The sequence below is a fragment of the Arthrobacter sp. Alg241-R88 genome, assembly GCF_900537115.1.
Lineage (GTDB): Bacteria > Actinomycetota > Actinomycetes > Actinomycetales > Micrococcaceae > Arthrobacter.
In genome coordinates, this window is the sequence record NZ_UNRG01000003.1 from 421,492 (window position 1) to 437,378 (window position 15,887).

A 15,887-nucleotide genomic window follows, 5' to 3' on the forward strand; every position below is an offset into this window, starting at 1 on the left:
TTTCGTGAATTTCGCTCTCTACCGGGAGTTGCTGGCCGTCCAGCCCATCAGGCGGCTGCTTCTGGTCGGCATGATCGCCCGTATCCCGCACTCGGCGGCCGGAGTGCTGCTGACCTTGCACATCGTCCTCACCCTGGGCGAAGGGTACGCGGCTGCGGGTGCGGCCGCTGCCGTGATGACCATCGGTATCGCCCTTGGTGCTCCCTGGCGGGGGCGGCGGGTGGACACCGTAGGCCTGCGCAAGGCACTGATTCCCTCAGTGGTGTCCGAGACGGTCATCTGGTCGATAGTGCCGCACGTCTCCTACCAGTGGCTCCTTCCACTCGTGTTTGTGGGCGGGCTGCTCACGCTGCCCATCTTCAGCGTGGTGCGCCAGTCCCTCGGCGTACTGGCAGAAGGCGAACAGCGCCGGACCGCCTTCGCCCTGGACGCGATCACCACCGAAGTGGTCTTTATGATCGGTCCTGCCGCCGGCGCCATCGTGGCCACCAGCGGCTTCAGCGTGGCGGGCCTGACCATCGTCGGCGTCTGCACGTCGCTGGCCGGCCTGTTCCTGATGTGGTTCAATCCGCCAACACGAAGTGCTGCTTCCGGCGACGGCTGCGAGGCGGACCAGCAGCGTGCGGCCGAGGCCGCCGTGGTCTCCACAGCCCCGGCCCACCTGCAGGAAGCCGCCGCCGACCTGGCCCCGGCTGCGGCCCACAATGGCCGCAGCACCGGGCTGAAGGAGAAGGTTGCGGGCAGCTTCACCTGGTTCACCGCCACCGTGGCCGCCCTTTTCGCCGTTGCCGCGGGCGCGGGAATGGTCCTCAGCGGCACGGATGTGGGAATTGTGGCAGCACTGGAAACCGGCGGCCATCAGGCCGAGATCGGCATTGTTTTCCTGTTCTGGTGCGCAGCCTCGGTCGTGGGCGGGCTCATTTACGGTGCCATGCACCGGCCCGTCCCGCCCATTGTCCTGCTCCTCGGCATGGCAGCCCTGACCATCCCCATGGGATTCGCCCATGACACCTGGACGCTGGCCCTGGTTGCCATCCTTCCCGGGCTCCTGTGCGCCCCGGTACTCTCGTCAGCCTCCGAGAAGGTGGCGGACCTGGTGGACGAAGCGAGGCGCGGCGAGGCGATGGGCTGGTACGGCTCCGCCCTCACCGCGGGAGTTGCGCTCGGGGCACCCCTGGCGGGCGTCTTCATCGACCAGGTGGGGCCATCCGGGGGTTTTGTTTCGGTGGGCGCGGCCGGCGTGGTGCTGTGCCTCATCGGGCTGGTGCTCCAGCGGCGCCGCAGAAGCAAAATCACAGCCTAAGGCACAGAGTTTTTGTCCAGCTATGCGGACTTGAGATGCGTCTAGGCCTGCATAGCTGGACAAAAACTCGAAGGGGAACGCACGACGGCGGGCCTCCCCTGGTGAGGGAAGGCCCGCCGTCGTGAACTGCTCAGTAGTGCGTTACGGCGTCAGTTGACCGCGCCGGTGTACTTCTCGCCGGGGCCCTTGCCCGGAGCGTCGGGGATCAGCGACTCCTCGCGGAAGGCCAGCTGAAGTGAACGCAGGCCGTCGCGCAAGGGGCCTGCGTGCTGGGAACCGATCTCCGGGGCGGCCGCGGTAACCAAACCGGCCAGGGCCGTGATCAGCTTCCGGGCCTCGTCCAGGTCCTTCAGCTCCTCGGCATTGTCTTCGGCAGCAAGGCCAAGCTTGACCGCAGCTGCACTCATCAGGTGAACGGCTGCAGTGGTGATGACCTCAATGGCCGGCACTTCCGAAATGTCGCGAATCTGCTGGGAGACGTCGGTACCGGCGTCCGCAGGCTCGAAAACGTATGAATTACTGTCTGGGGTGCTCATACTGGTAAGCTTGACACAGACCGACTGGATGTCGTTATTTCAGAGATTGTTCCAAACGATCAAGGTTCCCACCGGCGCTTCACTGCGTTGACGGGAATTTTTTCTGTAAGATGGCATGCAGTTTGCAAGCGGAGTTCTCTCCCACCCGCGTCAGCCGCAGTTCCGCAGGATCCATGGAACGCAAGGTTGCCGGGTACTGGTTGGCAGCGGAACCGGCACAGGCCGGAACCATCCGTGCAGTCCCCTTAAGCGGGACGCGCACAGCCAATCCTCGAGGCCTTCGATTGCTCTGGCAATTGGGGGCCTTCTCTATTTGCCGGGATCCCACAACAACACAGGAGCTTTAACATTAGCGAGCCAAGAATCAATGAGCGTATCCGCGTCCCCGAGGTGCGGCTGGTCGGCCCTGCAGGTGAACAGGTAGGAATCGTCCGTATTGAGGATGCCCTGCGTCTGGCCGCCGAGTCCGACCTTGATCTCGTTGAAGTTGCACCTCAGGCTAAGCCTCCGGTGTGCAAGCTGATGGACTTCGGCAAGTACAAGTACGAGGCCGCGGTCAAGGCACGTGAAGCACGGAAGAACCAGACGAACACCGTTCTGAAGGAGATCCGTTTCCGCCTGAAGATTGACACCCACGACTACGAGACCAAGCGCGGGCATGCACTGCGCTTCCTCGGCGCCGGGGACAAGGTCAAGGCCATGATCCAGTTCCGCGGCCGCGAACAGCAGCGTCCGGAAATGGGCATCCGGCTTTTGCAGCGTTTTGCCGACGACGTCGCTGAAGTTGGCGTGGTTGAATCCAGCCCGCGGATCGACGGCCGCAACATGGTCATGGTGGTTGGCCCGTTGAAGAACAAGGCTGAGGCCAAGGCTGAGGCACGCCGCGCAACGCAGCGGGCTGAAGCGAAAGCGCAGAACGAAGCCAAGGCAACTGGCCGGGTCGACGTTTCCGGCAGCGACCAGGCACCCTTGACGCAGTCCCTCGCGGACCTGCTTCCCGAGGGATTCACGGTGTCGACGGAACCGGAAGCAGCAGCTGAAGCTCCCGTGCAGGAGGCGGCTCCCGCCGTCGAACCTGCCGCGCCTCCCGCGCCTGCCAAGGAATCCGTCCAGGAGGCTCCCAAGCAGGAGGCTGTCAAGGAAGCTCCGAAGCAGGAAGCTCCGAAGCAGGAGACTCCACGGAAGGAAGCTCCCAAGGCTCCCGCACCGAGGGCCGCTGCCCCCGCACCGAAGGCTGCTGCACCGGCCCCCAAGCCAGTTGCTGAAAAGCCCGAAGCTGCCAAGCCGGCAGCCGCGGCGCCGAAGCCCGCAGCAGTTCCTGCTCCGCCGAAGCCGGTGGCCAGGCCCGCTGCACCCAAGCCCGCTGCCCGCCCTGCCCCCAAGGCAGTGCCGAAGCCGGCTGGCAAGAAGACCACTTAGTCCACAGCTGCCGGAGGTCGCCCTCCGGCAGTCAGCAACCAGCACGCCGCCCCCAGGGGCAGCTGCGCGATAGAACTGCAGGCCCAGCCTGCGGACATGTAAGGAGATCGGTTCCCATGCCGAAGATGAAGACCCACAGTGGTGCTAAGAAGCGCTTCAAGCTGACCGGCAGCGGCAAGCTGCGCCGCCAGCAGGCCAACCGCCGCCACTACCTCGAGCACAAGTCCTCCAGGCTGACCCGCCGCCTCGCCGGCGACAAGATCGTCTTCAAGGGCGACGCCAAGGTCATCCGGAAGATGCTCGGCATCTAGTTTCCAAGTTTTTTGACTGACCACCACTTGGTGTAAGTCACCTACCAAAAAGCCTTCTCAGGCCGCCGGGGAACTCCGGCAGTAGATGCTTGGGAGCAGAATTTTCGAAGGAGTACGCACGTGGCACGTGTGAAGAGGGCGGTCAACGCCCACAAGAAGCGCCGGGTTATCCTTGAACGCGCAAAGGGCTACCGCGGACAGCGTTCGCGCCTGTACCGCAAGGCAAAAGAGCAGCTGCTGCACTCATTTGTCTACAGCTACGGCGACCGCAAGAAGAAGAAGGGCGACTTCCGCCGCCTGTGGATCCAGCGCATCAACGCTGCTTCCCGCGCCAATGGCCTCACCTACAACCGTCTCATCCAGGGCCTGAAGGCCGCTGAGGTTGAGGTTGACCGCCGTATGCTGGCCGAGCTGGCCGTCTCGGACGCCAACGCCTTCGCTGCGCTGGTCCAGGTTGCCAAGGACTCGCTGCCGGCCGACACCTCCGCCAAGAAGGTTGTCGCTGCACAGTAGCACCTGCCTTCCCTCACGCGAGGGGCAGTTCAGGAACTGGTGGCCCTAGCCACTAAAGTTTCCTATATGAACGAAACCGGGCGCCCGCAGGATTTTCCACTCTCCAACCCCCGAGCAGATCGGGTCAAGGATGTGGCAAAACTTGCCGGGCGCCCGGCGCGTTTAAAGCGTGGACAGTTCCTGGCTGAAGGCCCCCAGGCAGTCCGCGAGGCGCTGAAGCTCCACCAGCAGCGCCTCGCCGAGGGAGCCCCCGGGGTGGTCATCGAGGTGTTCGCCAGCGAAGCCTGTCTGGACCGGTTTCCCGAGTTCGAGGAACTCTCTGAGGGCACGAACGCCCGGCTGGCCACAGACGAGGTCCTGGCCGCCATGGCAGACACCGTCAACCCGCAGGGCATCATTGCCGTCTGCCGTTTCCTGGATGTGGCGCTTGAAGAAGTGCTCGACGCCGGCCCGCGCCTGATTGCCGTACTGTGCCAGGTCCGCGACCCGGGTAATGCCGGAACCGTCCTCCGCGCGGCGGATTCGGCGGGAGCAGATGCGGTGGTTCTCACCGGCTCCAGCGTTGACATCTACAACCCCAAGGCGGTCCGCTCCACGGCCGGATCCCTGTTCCACCTTCCGGTGGTGCTGGGAGCCGACGTCAACGAACTGGCAGCGGCGTGCCGGGCGCGGGGGATCGGTATCCTGGCTGCTGACGGCTACGGCTCCCTCAACCTTGATGCGCTGCAGGACGAGAACGCCCGGCGCCGGCTGACCGGGGACGGAGCCCCCTCGGAGTACGACCTGGAAAATCCCACGGCCTGGCTGTTCGGAAATGAGGCCCAGGGGTTATCCCAGGAGGAGCTGGACCTGGCGGACCACCGGGTGGCGGTCCCGGTCTACGGTGCTGCAGAAAGCCTCAACCTGGGCACTGCAGCGACCGTCTGCCTCTACGCCAGTGCGCGTTCGCAGCACCTGCCGGCCGCCCTGACGGCGTAGTTTTTCGTACAGACCCTGCCACATAGACCCTGACACACCGCCCCTGACACACAGGCCCTGACACACAGGCCCTGCCACACAGACCCTGACACACAGCGAGGGCCCCGGTTGCTCCGGAGCCCTCGCTTCTGTGAAATTTTGGTGTACCGGAACTCAGGGCGCGCGGGAGGTTTTGCCGCGCCCGGTGATGGCACCGTAGATGCCGGCGACCACCAGGCCGCCTACGATGGCGAGAATCCACGTGCCGAGATCGAAGAAGGCGAGATCGCCCCTGTTGAAGAGCAGGCTACCGATCCAGCCGCCCACAATTGCGCCTACCACGCCAAGAACCAGGCTGGTGACCCAACCGCCGCCTACCCTGCCGGGCATCACGGCTTTAACAATGGCCCCAACGATGAGGCCGAGAATAATCCAAGCAAGAAAACCCATGTCTCCTCCTTATAGTGACCGGGATAAACCCTCCCGATGAGCATCAAGCTAACATAGGGGCCTGCACAATGTCAGCATGCTTAGGGTTTGGTGCTGGGGTTTGGTGCTGGTGCATGCAATCAGGCGGTCAGCGGCCTTTTGCGTTCCAGCAGGCCGCTTACGACGGCGACGCCAAGGCCCAGGACGGCCAGGCATGCGCCCACCAGCGCGGGGGCAACGTAGCCCCATCCCCAGGCGATGACCAGCCCGCCCAGGAAAGCGCCGAGGGCGTTGGCAACGTTCAGGGCCGCGTGGTTCAGGGACGACGCCAGCGACGGCGCGTCCGGGGAGGCGTCCAGCAGTCGGGTCTGCAGCGCCGGTACGAGCATGGAGCCGGCGGCGCCCACCACGAAGACCATCACCAGGGCCGACCAGGGCCACTGAGCAGCGATCGCGTACACCACCAGGGCCACCGCGATGGCAGGCAGCACGCTGTAGAGCGTGCCCATCACGGATTTGTCGGCGATCCTGCCGCCGACGACGTTGCCGGCCACCATGCCCAGTCCGTAAAGGGCCACTACCAGCGGAATCAGCGACGACGGGAGTCCGGCCACATGGGTCATCGTGTGGGAGATGTACGTGTACGTGGCAAAAAAACCGCCGAAGCCGACGATGCCGATCATGATGGCAAGCCACACCTGGAGCCGCTTCAGAGCCCCCAGTTCACGCCGGATGCTGGCATCAGGATGGGCCTCATGGAACGGAACAAACCGCCAGATCAGCACCACGGTCAGAACTCCGAGAAGGCCTACCAGGATAAACAGCAGCCGCCAGCCGTAGGTCTGTCCCACCCAGGTTGCCGCCGGAACCCCAATGACGTTGGAAATGCTCAGGCCCGCCATCACCATGGAGATCGCCCAGCCGCGGCGGGTGGGCGGCACGAGCGAGGCGGCGATGACGGCGGCAACACCAAAAAATGCGCCGTGCGGCAGCCCGGCCGCGAAACGTGACACCAGCATGGTTCCGTAGTCCGGGGCCAGGAAGGACGTGAGGTTGGCGACGGTAAAGAAGAGCATGAGTCCGAGTGCCAGGTTCTTGCGGGGAAGTTTTGCACCGACGGCGGCAAGCAGCGGTGCGCCGACCACCACTCCCAGCGCGTAGGCGGATATGAGATGCCCGGCTTCGGGCGTGCTGATGCCCAGGCCCTGTTCCACCTCCTTGAGCAGGCCCATCATGGTGAACTCGGTGACGCCGATGCCCACCCCTCCCATCGCCAGGGCGAGGATCGCCATGGCGATATTGGGGGAGGAGGTGCTTTTTGCCGTGGGCGACTGTAGGACGCTGCTCATGTGCCTGCTTTTCGAAGTGCTGGAGATACAAGGTTGGGCTGCAGCCACGGCAGTGGGGCTGGGATGAGGCCTGGACCCCCGGGAAAACCTCCGGCGGCGTACAGGTATTCCCCGGGCGTGGAATGAGTGCCCCGGGCCTTTCCATTGTCCCCCATAGAATGGGGCGGTGACTGGACTGATACAGGTGGTGGGCGGAGCCGTAGTTGACCGCCTCCGGGAGCCTTCCGGGCTGCTCGTGGCGCGGCGCAGTGCGCCGGAGAAGCTGGCCGGGCTCTGGGAGTTCCCGGGTGGCAAGGTGGAACCGGGCGAAGAGCCGGAGGCAGCGCTCTGCCGCGAGCTGTCCGAGGAACTTGGTATCGGGGCGCGTCTGGGCGTGGAGCTTCAGGCCGAAGCCCGCCACGGCTGGCCGCTGAACGAACGGGCCAGTATGCGGGTCTGGTTCGCGGAAATCGTTCAGGGTGTGCCGCAGCCCCTCGAAGACCACGATGAGCTTCGGTGGGTGTCCCTGGACAACCACGACGAGGTCCTTGGCCTGCCGTGGATTCCTGCCGACTTTCCCATCGTGCGTGCCTTGCTGGCGGAGCTGGCCCTGCCGGCGGGAAATGGGCGCTCCTAGAAGAGGGTTTCCTGTCCCGCCGGGCCTGAGGTGCCGGGCGCCGCAGGACGCAATGCTGCCTTCGATGTGGTTGGCGACAGCGAAGCATGCTTTCCCGACGGTGTTGTTCCAGGACCCCCCTCGGACGCCATGGCCGGGATGATGCCTGCCGGGTACTCCGCTTCCTCGCCGCGGGGATCGTCCAGGTCCCGGTGGCTGAAGCCGGACGAATGGGAAAAGCCGTGCCGTGCCTTGAAGTAGCGGACTTTCCCGGCGAGCCAGGCGCGGTATTCCTTTGAAGCGTAGGAACCAGTTCCGTACAGGCGCCGGTAGCGGCCGGCGAGCCCGGGATGGTTCGCGGCGATCCACTTCATGAACCATTCCCTGGTGCCCGGCTTCAGGTACAGCGCACCGGCCGTTACGCCGGTGGCTCCGGCGGACGCGAGGGAGGCGAAGAGTGAATCCAGGGCTTCATCACTGTCCGAGAGCCACGGCAGGATGGGCATGGCCATAACCCCGCACGGCAGCCCGGCGTCACGAAGCCGGGATACAAGCTTCAGCCGCGCCCGTGGTCCCGGCGTGCCTGGCTCGACGGCTTCCGACAGCGCTTCGTCGGTCATGGCGAGCGAAATGCCGACGCCCACCGGTACTTGCGTGGCCGCACTCTTCAGCAGCGGTATGTCCCTGGCCAGCAGTGTTCCCTTTGTGAGGATGGACAGGGGAGTGCCGGAGTCGGCCAGGGCGCTGATGATCCCGGGCATCAGCTGATAGCGGCCCTCGGCGCGCTGGTACGGGTCCGTGTTGGTGCCCAGCGCCACTTGCTGGCGGGTCCAGGAAGGTTTGGCCAGCTCTTTCCGCAGGACCTCGGCCGCGTTGACTTTCACCACCACCTGGCTGTCAAAATCCAGCCCGGCGTCGAAATCAAGGTAGGTGTGGGTCTTCCTGGCGAAGCAGTACACGCAGGCGTGGCTGCAGCCGCGGTAGGGGTTGATGGTCCATTCAAAAGGCATCCGTGAACCGGCCGGAATTTTGTTGAGCACCGATTTGGCAGTGACCTCATGGAACGTGATGCCGGCGAAATCAGGTGTGGTCACAGACCTGACCAGGCCGGCGAGGGGAAGCAGCGCAGCTGGCGCGCCAGCGGCAAGAGTTTCTGCCGGCGGCGGCAGCAGTGCTTGGGCATCCCATCTCATAGGGTCCATTCGAATGTATGTTCGAACTTAAGTCAAGCGTCGCGCGGCGCCGGCGGCTAATCAAAGCCTGGCTAGGCGCCGGTCTGGAGCTCCCACACCACGGTGATGGCCGCTGCCACTTCGGAACTACCCGCCTCCACGGTGAGGGCTTCCACAGCAGCAGCCCGCTGCATCCGCGCCAGCGGCACCGGACCCTGGACCGGCGTGTTGTCCGCTACCGAAACCACCCGTCCCAGCCGGGCGGACGCGAGTTGGGCATACTGCCGGGCGGTTCCCAACGCATCCAGCCACGCGGCCTCCCGCGCACGTGCCCGCACCGCCGCATCGTCGCTGAAGGCCAGTTCAAGGCCGTTCAGGCGGACCTCGTTGCCGCCCGCCCCTACGGCGTCTGAGATTGCGGCGGAGGCTGCATCGAGTGCCCGCAGCCTTACGGTGAGGGTGTTGGCCGCAATGTATCCCGTGACGCGCTGCCCTTCGCCTTCCTTCCACGCGAGGTCCGCACGCACGTTTAGGCCAGTGGTGCGAATGTCGGACCCCTCAACGCCGTGCCGGCGGAAGGCGGAAGAGACTGCTTCGGAACTGGATCCGGCCCGGGAGTAGGCGGCCTCCACCGAGTCGGCACGGCACTCCACACCAATGGAAACCACCATCAGGTCAGGGGCAGCCTCCGCCGAGCCGGTCCCGGTGACGCTCACGGTACCCGCTGACTGCCCGCCGCCCGAGCCAGTGCCGCCGGAGCCAGTGCCGCCGGACTGAGCCCTCCCGGATCCAGAACCGCCGGGCTGAGCGCCGCCGGGCTGCGTGCCACCGGGCTGGTACCTGTCAGGCCCGACGTCGTCACTTGCTGAATCGCGGTCCGGTTCCGTCTGCATGGGTCAGGCCTCCACTTCAGATGGATGGCGGCGCCAGGGCCGGCGCCGGGTCCCGAGGGCAGGGTAGCCGCCCGCCTGCAGTCCGGCATGGCGTTCGAAGATGTTGCCCGTGCCCGGATTCCCGGTACGGATCAGGGACCAGCCGGCGGCGAGGAAGTACAACGGGAGGAATGGGACACCCAGGCACCACGCGTATTGGGAGCAGTGCTTTTCCTCGTGCCCCAACAGCGCCGGCCGGGACAACAGGTCAGCCGCCGTGCAGCGGCACAAGACCACGTTCCCCAATGTGAACGCGCCGGCGAACGGCAGCCGCCACCGGTATCCGGCGGCAATAATCAGTCCCCGCGGGCCGTTGCTGAGCTCCGTCCTTGCCGCTGTTGCCACGGCGAGTCCGAGGACAGTGCTGCCGTTGATCACATTGGCTGCCAGCCGCAGCCGCTGCGGCACAGTCAGGGGCGCCCGAAGCTCCGCAGGCTGCCGTGGTGTCATGAGGACATGGTAGCCGGACCGTTCAATTAGACTGGAGGGCAGTGGCCGCCGGCTTTGCCGGTATGCCCTGACCTGGTCATTGAATGAACTGATATTTGCACGTGAATTAAGGGCATTCATCCATGACCTGCCAGTGACGGACGAGCCGCCGGGAAACCGTGCAGGCTGCCCGTTCACCGGCAGCCACGACTCGTAGCTAAGAACAGTAGATGACTGAAACTTTGCCGGGCGCCGCCATCCCGAACCCCACGGATGAAGCCGCCATTACTGCCGCTGTAGACCAGGCCACCGCCGCCATCGCCGGCGCGGCCACCCTTGACGAGCTGAAGGCGGTGAGGCTCGCGCACACCGGTGAGAAATCACCGCTCAGCCTCGCCAACCGCGAAATCGGCAAGCTGCCCAAGGACCAGAAGGCCGTCGCCGGAAAGCTGATGGGCGCATCCCGCGGACGCGTCAACAAAGCGCTCGCGGACCGCACGGCAGAGCTGGAAGCGGAAAACGACGCACGCATCCTCCTCGAGGAGACGGTTGATGTCACCGCCGCTCCGCGCCGTCGTCGTGCCGGCGCCCGCCACCCCCTCTCCACCCTCCAGGACCGCGTCGCGGACATCTTCGTGGGCATGGGCTGGGAAATTGCGGAGGGACCGGAAGTTGAATCGGAATGGTTCAACTTCGACGCCCTGAACTTCAAGCCGGACCACCCCGCCCGCGAGATGCAGGACACCTTCTTTGTGGAGCCGCCCGAGGCCCACCTCCTGATGCGCACGCACACCTCCCCGGTGCAGGTCCGCTCCATGCTGGAACGCGAGCTGCCCATCTACGTGCTGTGCCCGGGCAAGGTGTTCCGTACCGACGAGCTGGACGCCACGCACACTCCGGTGTTCCACCAGTTTGAGGGCCTGGCCATCGACAGGAAGCTCAGCATGGCTGACCTGCGCGGCACCCTGGAGCACTTCGCCCGGCAGATGTTCGGCGATGAAGCCCAGATCCGGCTGCGCCCCAACTACTTCCCGTTCACTGAACCGTCCGCAGAGCTGGACATCTGGCACCCCGGCGCCAAGGGCGGCCCGCGCTGGATCGAGTGGGGCGGCTGCGGCATGGTCAACCCAAACGTGCTCCGCGCCGCCGGCATCGACCCGGACGTCTATTCAGGTTTTGCCTTCGGCATGGGCATTGAACGCACCCTGATGTTCCGCAACGAGGTGGGGGACATGCGCGACATGATCGAAGGCGATGTACGTTTCAGCGAGCACTTCGGGATGGAGATCTAACAGTGCGTATCCCACTTTCCTGGCTGCGTGAATTCGCAGAGGTACCGGCCGGAGCTACGGCCGAAGAGGTAATGACCGAGCTGGTCAAGGTCGGTTTCGAAGAAGAGGACGTCCACCGTCCCACGGACACCCTGCAGGGTCCCATCGTGGTGGGCCAGGTCCTGAGCCTGGTCAAGGAGCCGCAGACGAACGGCAAGACCATCAACTGGTGCCAGGTCCGTGTTGTCCCCGAGGGGCAGGAACAGACCCTCACCGGCAAGGGCATTGATCCTTCCGGCGTGCAGGGGATCATCTGCGGCGCCCACAACTTCGTGGAAGGCGACAAGGTAGTGGTGACGCTGCCGGGCGCAGTGCTGCCCGGAAACTTCCACATCTCCGCCCGGAAGACCTACGGCCACCTCTCCGCCGGCATGATCGCCTCTGTCCGCGAACTGGGCATCGGCGAGGACCATGACGGGATCCTGGTGCTGTCCCGCATTGGGCTGGATCCGGAAATCGGCACCGACGCCATGGAACTCCTGGGCCTCTACGATGAAGCCGCGGAAATCAACGTCACCCCGGACCGCGGCTACGCCTTCTCCATCCGTGGCGTTGCCCGCGAGTACGCCCACGCCACGGGTACCTCCTTCACCGATCCTGCGTCCCGCGTGAACGCTCCGGCGGAGCTTTCGGGCGGCTACGGCGTCAAGATCAACGACGACGCCCCCATTTACGGCAAGCCCGGCTGTGACCGGTTTGTGGCCCGCACCGTCCGCGGCGTGGATGCCACCCGGCCCACCCCGCCGTGGATGGTTTCCCGTCTGCGGCTGGCCGGCGTCCGTTCCATCTCGCTGCCGGTGGATATCTCCAACTACGTCATGTTCGAGCTGGGCCAGCCCACGCACTGCTACGACCTGGACAAGCTGTCCGGTGACATCGTGGTGCGCCGGGCCCTGGCTGGAGAGAAAATCACCACGCTGGATGACAAGGAACGCGCGCTCGACGCCGAGGACCTCCTGATCACCGACGCTTCCGGTCCCATCGGCATCGCCGGTGTTATGGGCGGGGCGGCAACCGAGGTGGGCGATTCGACGTCGAACATCCTCGTTGAAGCCGCACACTTCGATGAAGTTTCCATCGCCCGCTCCCGCCGCCGGCACAAGCTGCCGTCCGAGGCTTCCAAGCGTTTCGAGCGCGGCGTGGACTGGCACATCGCCGATATCGCCGCACAGCGGGTGGTCGACCTCCTGGTGGAACTGGCCGGCGGCACGGCGGACGAGGCCGGAACCGACGTGGGGACCGCCCCTGACCCAGTCACGATTGAGCTTCCGGCAGCCTTTGCTGCCGCCCGGATCGGCATCGATTTCACGGAAGAGCAGATCGTTACGTCCCTTGAGGACCTTGGCGCAGCCGTGGTGAAGAACGACGGCGGCTGGAGCGTTACTGCCCCGAGCTGGCGGCATGACCTGGAAACCAAGGAGGACCTCTCCGAGGAGATCGCCCGCCTGGTGGGTTACGACCAGATCCCCGCCACGCTGCCGGTGGCCCCTCCGGGCCGTGGTCTCACGCGTGTGCAGCAGCAGCGCCGCCGCCTGATCCAGGCTTTGGCGGATGCCGGCCTCACCGAAGTGCTGTCCTACCCGTTCGTCTCAAAGGCTGCCAACGACACCTTCGGTATGCCTGAAGAGGGTGCTGCCCGGAGCGCCGTCAAGCTGGCAAACCCGATCAGCGAGGAGCAGGGCTTCCTGCGCACCTCCATCCTGCCGGGACTCATCGAGGTGGCGAAGCGCAACCACTCGCGCGGTTTCCGCGACCTGGCACTCTTCGAGTCAGGCCTGGTGTTCCTGCCGGCCGAGGGGATGGGTACCGACTCCATTCCGCCGCTCGGGGTGAAGCCTGCCGATGAGGTGCTGGACCGGCTGTACGACGGCGTCCCCGCCCAGCCGTTCCACCTTGCCGTGGTCCTCACGGGACACGATTCCCCTGCCGCGGCGGCCCATGCACCCCGCGTATGGGACTGGGCAGACGCCCTGGACATCGCACGCCTTGCCGGGGACGTCCTGGGCGTGGAGGTAGTGGTCAGCCAAGGCAGCCACCAGGCATTCCACCCCGGACGCGCGGCGAAACTGTCCCTGCGGACAGGGGAAGTGGTGGGTTATGCGGGAGAGCTGCACCCCAAACTCCTCGCTGCTTCCGATATGCCGGCCCGCTCGGTTGCCCTGGAGATCAACGCGGACGCGTTGTTTGAGGCCGCGCCGGACGTGATCGTGGCGCGCCACATCTCCACGTTCCCGGTGGCCACCCAGGATGTGGCGCTGGTGGTCCCTGCCGAGGTACCGGCCGACGACGTGCTGGCAGCACTCCGCGAAGGTGCCGGTGAACTGCTGGAGGACGTAGCGCTGTTCGACGTCTACGCCGGCAAGGGCATTGAAGAGGGCAAGAAGTCCCTGGCCTTCGGACTCCGGTTCCGGGCAGATGACCGTACCCTCACGGCGGACGAGGCATCAGCCGCACGGGAAGGCGCTGTGGCACTGGCGGCCGAGCGCTTCGGCGCGGTCCAGCGCTAAGCCCGCAGCACCAACCTCCGGTGGATGCCAGGCTGGTCCTGCGGGCGGTGGATATCTCTGCAGGGATTTCCCGCCCGCAGGCGGACCAGCGGCCCGTTGGAGGGCTGGTTCCGGGGCAGGCAGAATCGCTCCGGGCAGCCGCGATGGAACCTGGGGCAGCCGCGCGCTTCCTGGCCGGCAGGGCGGCTTTGCGCCGTTTTGCGGGCGACATCCTTGACGTTCCCGCTCATAAGCTAACTGCGGCGTACTCCTGTCCGCGCTGCGGGGCCGGACCCGCACTCTCCCACGGCCGACCGGGCTTCACCTATCATGGTCAGCCTGTTCCCCTGCTGCTGAGCATGGCCCGGGCCGGCGGGTGGGTCCTGCTGGCGGGCCTCACGTCACCGGCGGCGGGGGAGCGGCTGGGGATCGACGCCGAAGATCCTGCCCGCCTGGCTTTCGACGGCTTTGACGCCGTCGCCCTGGCGGACGAAGAAAAGCAGGCCCTTGCCGGGCTCGCGGGACCCTCCCTGTTCCGTGAACGCGCACGCTTGTGGACCCGGAAAGAGGCCTGGCTCAAAATGACCGGCGAGGGGCTCCGGACGGATCCCCGGGAGGTGGCGGTACTGGACAAGCCGGAGCTGAAGGACCTGCCGGCCAACGCAACCGGCCTGCCGGCGTCGCTCGTTGCTGCAGCGGCACTCGGTTGACGGGGCCGGCCCGGTCAACCAGTACGGCTAGACGGGCAGCGGTGGAAGGGCCAGTTCAAAGAGCCAGGGGTGGAGCACTGCTTCGGCGTCGACGCCCGCCACACGGTTTGCCATCAGCACGAAGTCTGCCGTTGAGACCGATCCATGGCGGTGGGTCCTGGTCCATTCCTGCAGCAGCGTGAAGAAGGCCAGATCGCCGCAATGCCTGCGGAGTGCGTGCAGTGCCAGCGCCCCGCGTTTGTAAACGCGGTCGTCAAACATCAGGGCCGGTCCCGGATCTCCGACCAGCAGGTCCTGTTCCCCAGCGGACAACCCCCGCCAGGCCGACGCCGCCCGCTCGTGGGCGCCCATAACGCCGGCCTCCTCAGACCAGATCCACTCTGCATAGCAGGCGAAACCCTCATGCAGCCAGATGTCATGCCACGCCGCCAGGGTCAGCGAGTTGCCGAACCACTGGTGCGACAGCTCATGGGCAATAAGGCGCTGGGATTCCCAGTCGAGGCTGAGGTGGTTCCGCCCCAGGATGGACAGTGATTGGGCTTCCAGCGGGATCTCCAGGACGTCGTCAGCCACCACTATGGTGTAGCCCGCAAAGGGGTACGGGCCGAAGCGCCGGACGAAAGCCGCCATCATGTCACGCTGCCGGCTCAGCCCGTCCGCAGCCGCGTCGGCCAGGGCAGGGGGCACGGCTGCGATCTGACCCACGCCGCCGGCAGAACCGTCGTCAAGGACCAGGACGTCGTACCTGCCGATCTGCACCGTCGCCAGATACGTCGCCATCGGCTCTTCCTGCGCGTAGGTCCAGGTCTCCCTGCTGGACCCGTGCGTATGACCCACCAGCACCCCGTTGCAGACGGCCCGGTAGCCTGCGTCCGTGGTGACCGAGATGCGGTAGCTGGCCTTGTCCCGGGGGTGGTCATTGCAAGGGAACCAGGAAGGGGCGCCGTCGGGTTGCCCTGCCACCAGGACGCCGTCGGTCAGTTCTTCCCAACCCACCTCGCCCCACAGCCCGCGGCGGGGAGCAGGATTGCCCTCGTACCGGACCTCCACAGTGAAGCTTTCGCCCGGAACGAGGGCAGTGTCCAGGTGCACTACCAGTTGCTCGGCGCGCTGGGAAAAGCGGCGCACCCGACGGCCGTTGAACTGCACTTTGACTGCCCTAAGCCCCACCAGGTCAAGCACAACGGCGGACGCGGCCCGGTTGGCCACCGCGTGCAGCAGCGCCCTGCCGTTCAGCCGGTTACTGGCCAGCCTGTAGTCCAGCTCCAGTGCGTAGCTCGACACGCTGTAGGCGTCAGTGCCATGGTGCGCCACATAGGGGTCGGACAGCAGGGCGGGTCCCGGCAGGGTGGAGCTTCCGCGGACTGATTCTGGCGAGCTCATGACGGGGAGGGCCTCAACTACATGCTGTTGGT

Annotated in this window: 16 protein-coding genes; 9 read left to right on the forward strand and 7 right to left on the reverse strand. The window is 65.7% G+C overall.

Annotation, left to right across the window (positions count from 1 at the left end; all coding sequences use genetic code 11):
• The first annotated feature begins 4 nt into the window (after positions 1-4).
• On the forward strand, positions 5-1,303 hold the full coding sequence (locus tag G6R19_RS10485; RefSeq protein WP_163164567.1) for an MFS transporter: 1,299 nt from the start codon (positions 5-7) through the stop codon (positions 1,301-1,303).
• A 149-nt stretch (positions 1,304-1,452) separates the two neighbouring features.
• Here the strand turns inward: G6R19_RS10485 and G6R19_RS10490 are convergent, their stop codons facing one another.
• Positions 1,453-1,839, reverse strand: coding sequence for a DUF1844 domain-containing protein (locus G6R19_RS10490; RefSeq protein WP_163164569.1), 387 nt, complete (start codon positions 1,837-1,839; stop codon positions 1,453-1,455).
• A 363-nt stretch (positions 1,840-2,202) separates the two neighbouring features.
• On the opposite strand from G6R19_RS10490, the gene infC reads away from it, so the two are divergent.
• From infC to G6R19_RS10510, 4 genes are all read left to right on the forward strand, one after another.
• Positions 2,203-3,258, forward strand: a complete 1,056-nt coding sequence (gene infC / locus G6R19_RS20535) for a translation initiation factor IF-3 (RefSeq protein ID WP_275898062.1) — start codon at positions 2,203-2,205, stop codon at positions 3,256-3,258.
• Between the two features lie 116 nt (positions 3,259-3,374).
• Entirely contained in the window at positions 3,375-3,569 is a 195-nt protein-coding gene (gene rpmI / locus G6R19_RS10500) for a 50S ribosomal protein L35 (RefSeq protein WP_009358635.1), read from the forward strand.
• Between the two features lie 120 nt (positions 3,570-3,689).
• The gene (gene rplT / locus G6R19_RS10505) at positions 3,690-4,082 is read left to right on the forward strand and encodes a 50S ribosomal protein L20 (RefSeq protein ID WP_163164571.1); all 393 of its coding nucleotides are present in this window, start codon (positions 3,690-3,692) and stop codon (positions 4,080-4,082) included.
• Between the two features lie 66 nt (positions 4,083-4,148).
• On the forward strand, positions 4,149-5,060 hold the full coding sequence (locus tag G6R19_RS10510) for an RNA methyltransferase (RefSeq protein ID WP_163164573.1): 912 nt from the start codon (positions 4,149-4,151) through the stop codon (positions 5,058-5,060).
• A gap of 153 nt (positions 5,061-5,213) precedes the next feature.
• On the opposite strand, the gene G6R19_RS10515 is transcribed toward G6R19_RS10510, so the two are convergent.
• Positions 5,214-5,489 carry a GlsB/YeaQ/YmgE family stress response membrane protein gene (locus G6R19_RS10515; RefSeq protein ID WP_163164575.1) on the reverse strand — a complete coding sequence of 92 codons (276 nt, stop codon included), beginning with the start codon at positions 5,487-5,489 and terminating at the stop codon, positions 5,214-5,216.
• A gap of 119 nt (positions 5,490-5,608) precedes the next feature.
• On the reverse strand, positions 5,609-6,817 hold the full coding sequence (locus G6R19_RS10520) for an MFS transporter (protein WP_163164577.1): 1,209 nt from the start codon (positions 6,815-6,817) through the stop codon (positions 5,609-5,611).
• A 166-nt stretch (positions 6,818-6,983) separates the two neighbouring features.
• On the opposite strand from G6R19_RS10520, the gene G6R19_RS10525 reads away from it, so the two are divergent.
• The gene (locus G6R19_RS10525; RefSeq protein ID WP_163164579.1) at positions 6,984-7,433 is read left to right on the forward strand and encodes a (deoxy)nucleoside triphosphate pyrophosphohydrolase; all 450 of its coding nucleotides are present in this window, start codon (positions 6,984-6,986) and stop codon (positions 7,431-7,433) included.
• Here the strand turns inward: G6R19_RS10525 and G6R19_RS10530 are convergent.
• The 3 genes from G6R19_RS10530 to G6R19_RS10540 all read right to left on the reverse strand — a co-directional run bounded on the left by G6R19_RS10530 (position 7,430) and on the right by G6R19_RS10540 (position 9,966).
• Entirely contained in the window at positions 7,430-8,605 is a 1,176-nt protein-coding gene (locus G6R19_RS10530; RefSeq protein WP_163164693.1) for an Rv2578c family radical SAM protein, read from the reverse strand. The two genes, G6R19_RS10525 and G6R19_RS10530, sit on opposite strands and share 4 nt — an antisense overlap.
• Before the next feature lie 71 nt (positions 8,606-8,676).
• Positions 8,677-9,477, reverse strand: coding sequence for an SIMPL domain-containing protein (locus G6R19_RS10535; RefSeq protein ID WP_163164581.1), 801 nt, complete (start codon positions 9,475-9,477; stop codon positions 8,677-8,679).
• Between the two features lie 3 nt (positions 9,478-9,480).
• Positions 9,481-9,966 carry a hypothetical protein gene (locus G6R19_RS10540; protein WP_205484363.1) on the reverse strand — a complete coding sequence of 162 codons (486 nt, stop codon included), beginning with the start codon at positions 9,964-9,966 and terminating at the stop codon, positions 9,481-9,483.
• A gap of 209 nt (positions 9,967-10,175) precedes the next feature.
• Here G6R19_RS10540 and pheS point away from each other — a divergent pair, with 209 nt between their 5' ends.
• From pheS to G6R19_RS10555, 3 genes are read left to right on the forward strand one after another with little or no spacing between them, the layout of a single operon-like run.
• Positions 10,176-11,237, forward strand: a complete 1,062-nt coding sequence (pheS, locus tag G6R19_RS10545) for a phenylalanine--tRNA ligase subunit alpha (RefSeq protein WP_163164583.1) — start codon at positions 10,176-10,178, stop codon at positions 11,235-11,237.
• A 2-nt stretch (positions 11,238-11,239) separates the two neighbouring features.
• Positions 11,240-13,783 (forward strand): phenylalanine--tRNA ligase subunit beta, encoded by a 2,544-nt coding sequence (pheT, locus tag G6R19_RS10550; protein ID WP_163164585.1) that lies wholly within the window; start codon positions 11,240-11,242, stop codon positions 13,781-13,783.
• Positions 13,784-13,803: 20 nt separating this feature from the next.
• On the forward strand, positions 13,804-14,472 hold the full coding sequence (locus G6R19_RS10555; protein ID WP_240341826.1) for a 4'-phosphopantetheinyl transferase superfamily protein: 669 nt from the start codon (positions 13,804-13,806) through the stop codon (positions 14,470-14,472).
• Between the two features lie 27 nt (positions 14,473-14,499).
• On the opposite strand, the gene G6R19_RS10560 is transcribed toward G6R19_RS10555, so the two are convergent.
• A complete protein-coding gene (locus G6R19_RS10560; RefSeq protein WP_163164587.1) occupies positions 14,500-15,855 on the reverse strand; it encodes a M1 family metallopeptidase in 1,356 nt (451 codons plus the stop codon).
• Between the last annotated feature and the right edge of the window lie 32 nt (positions 15,856-15,887).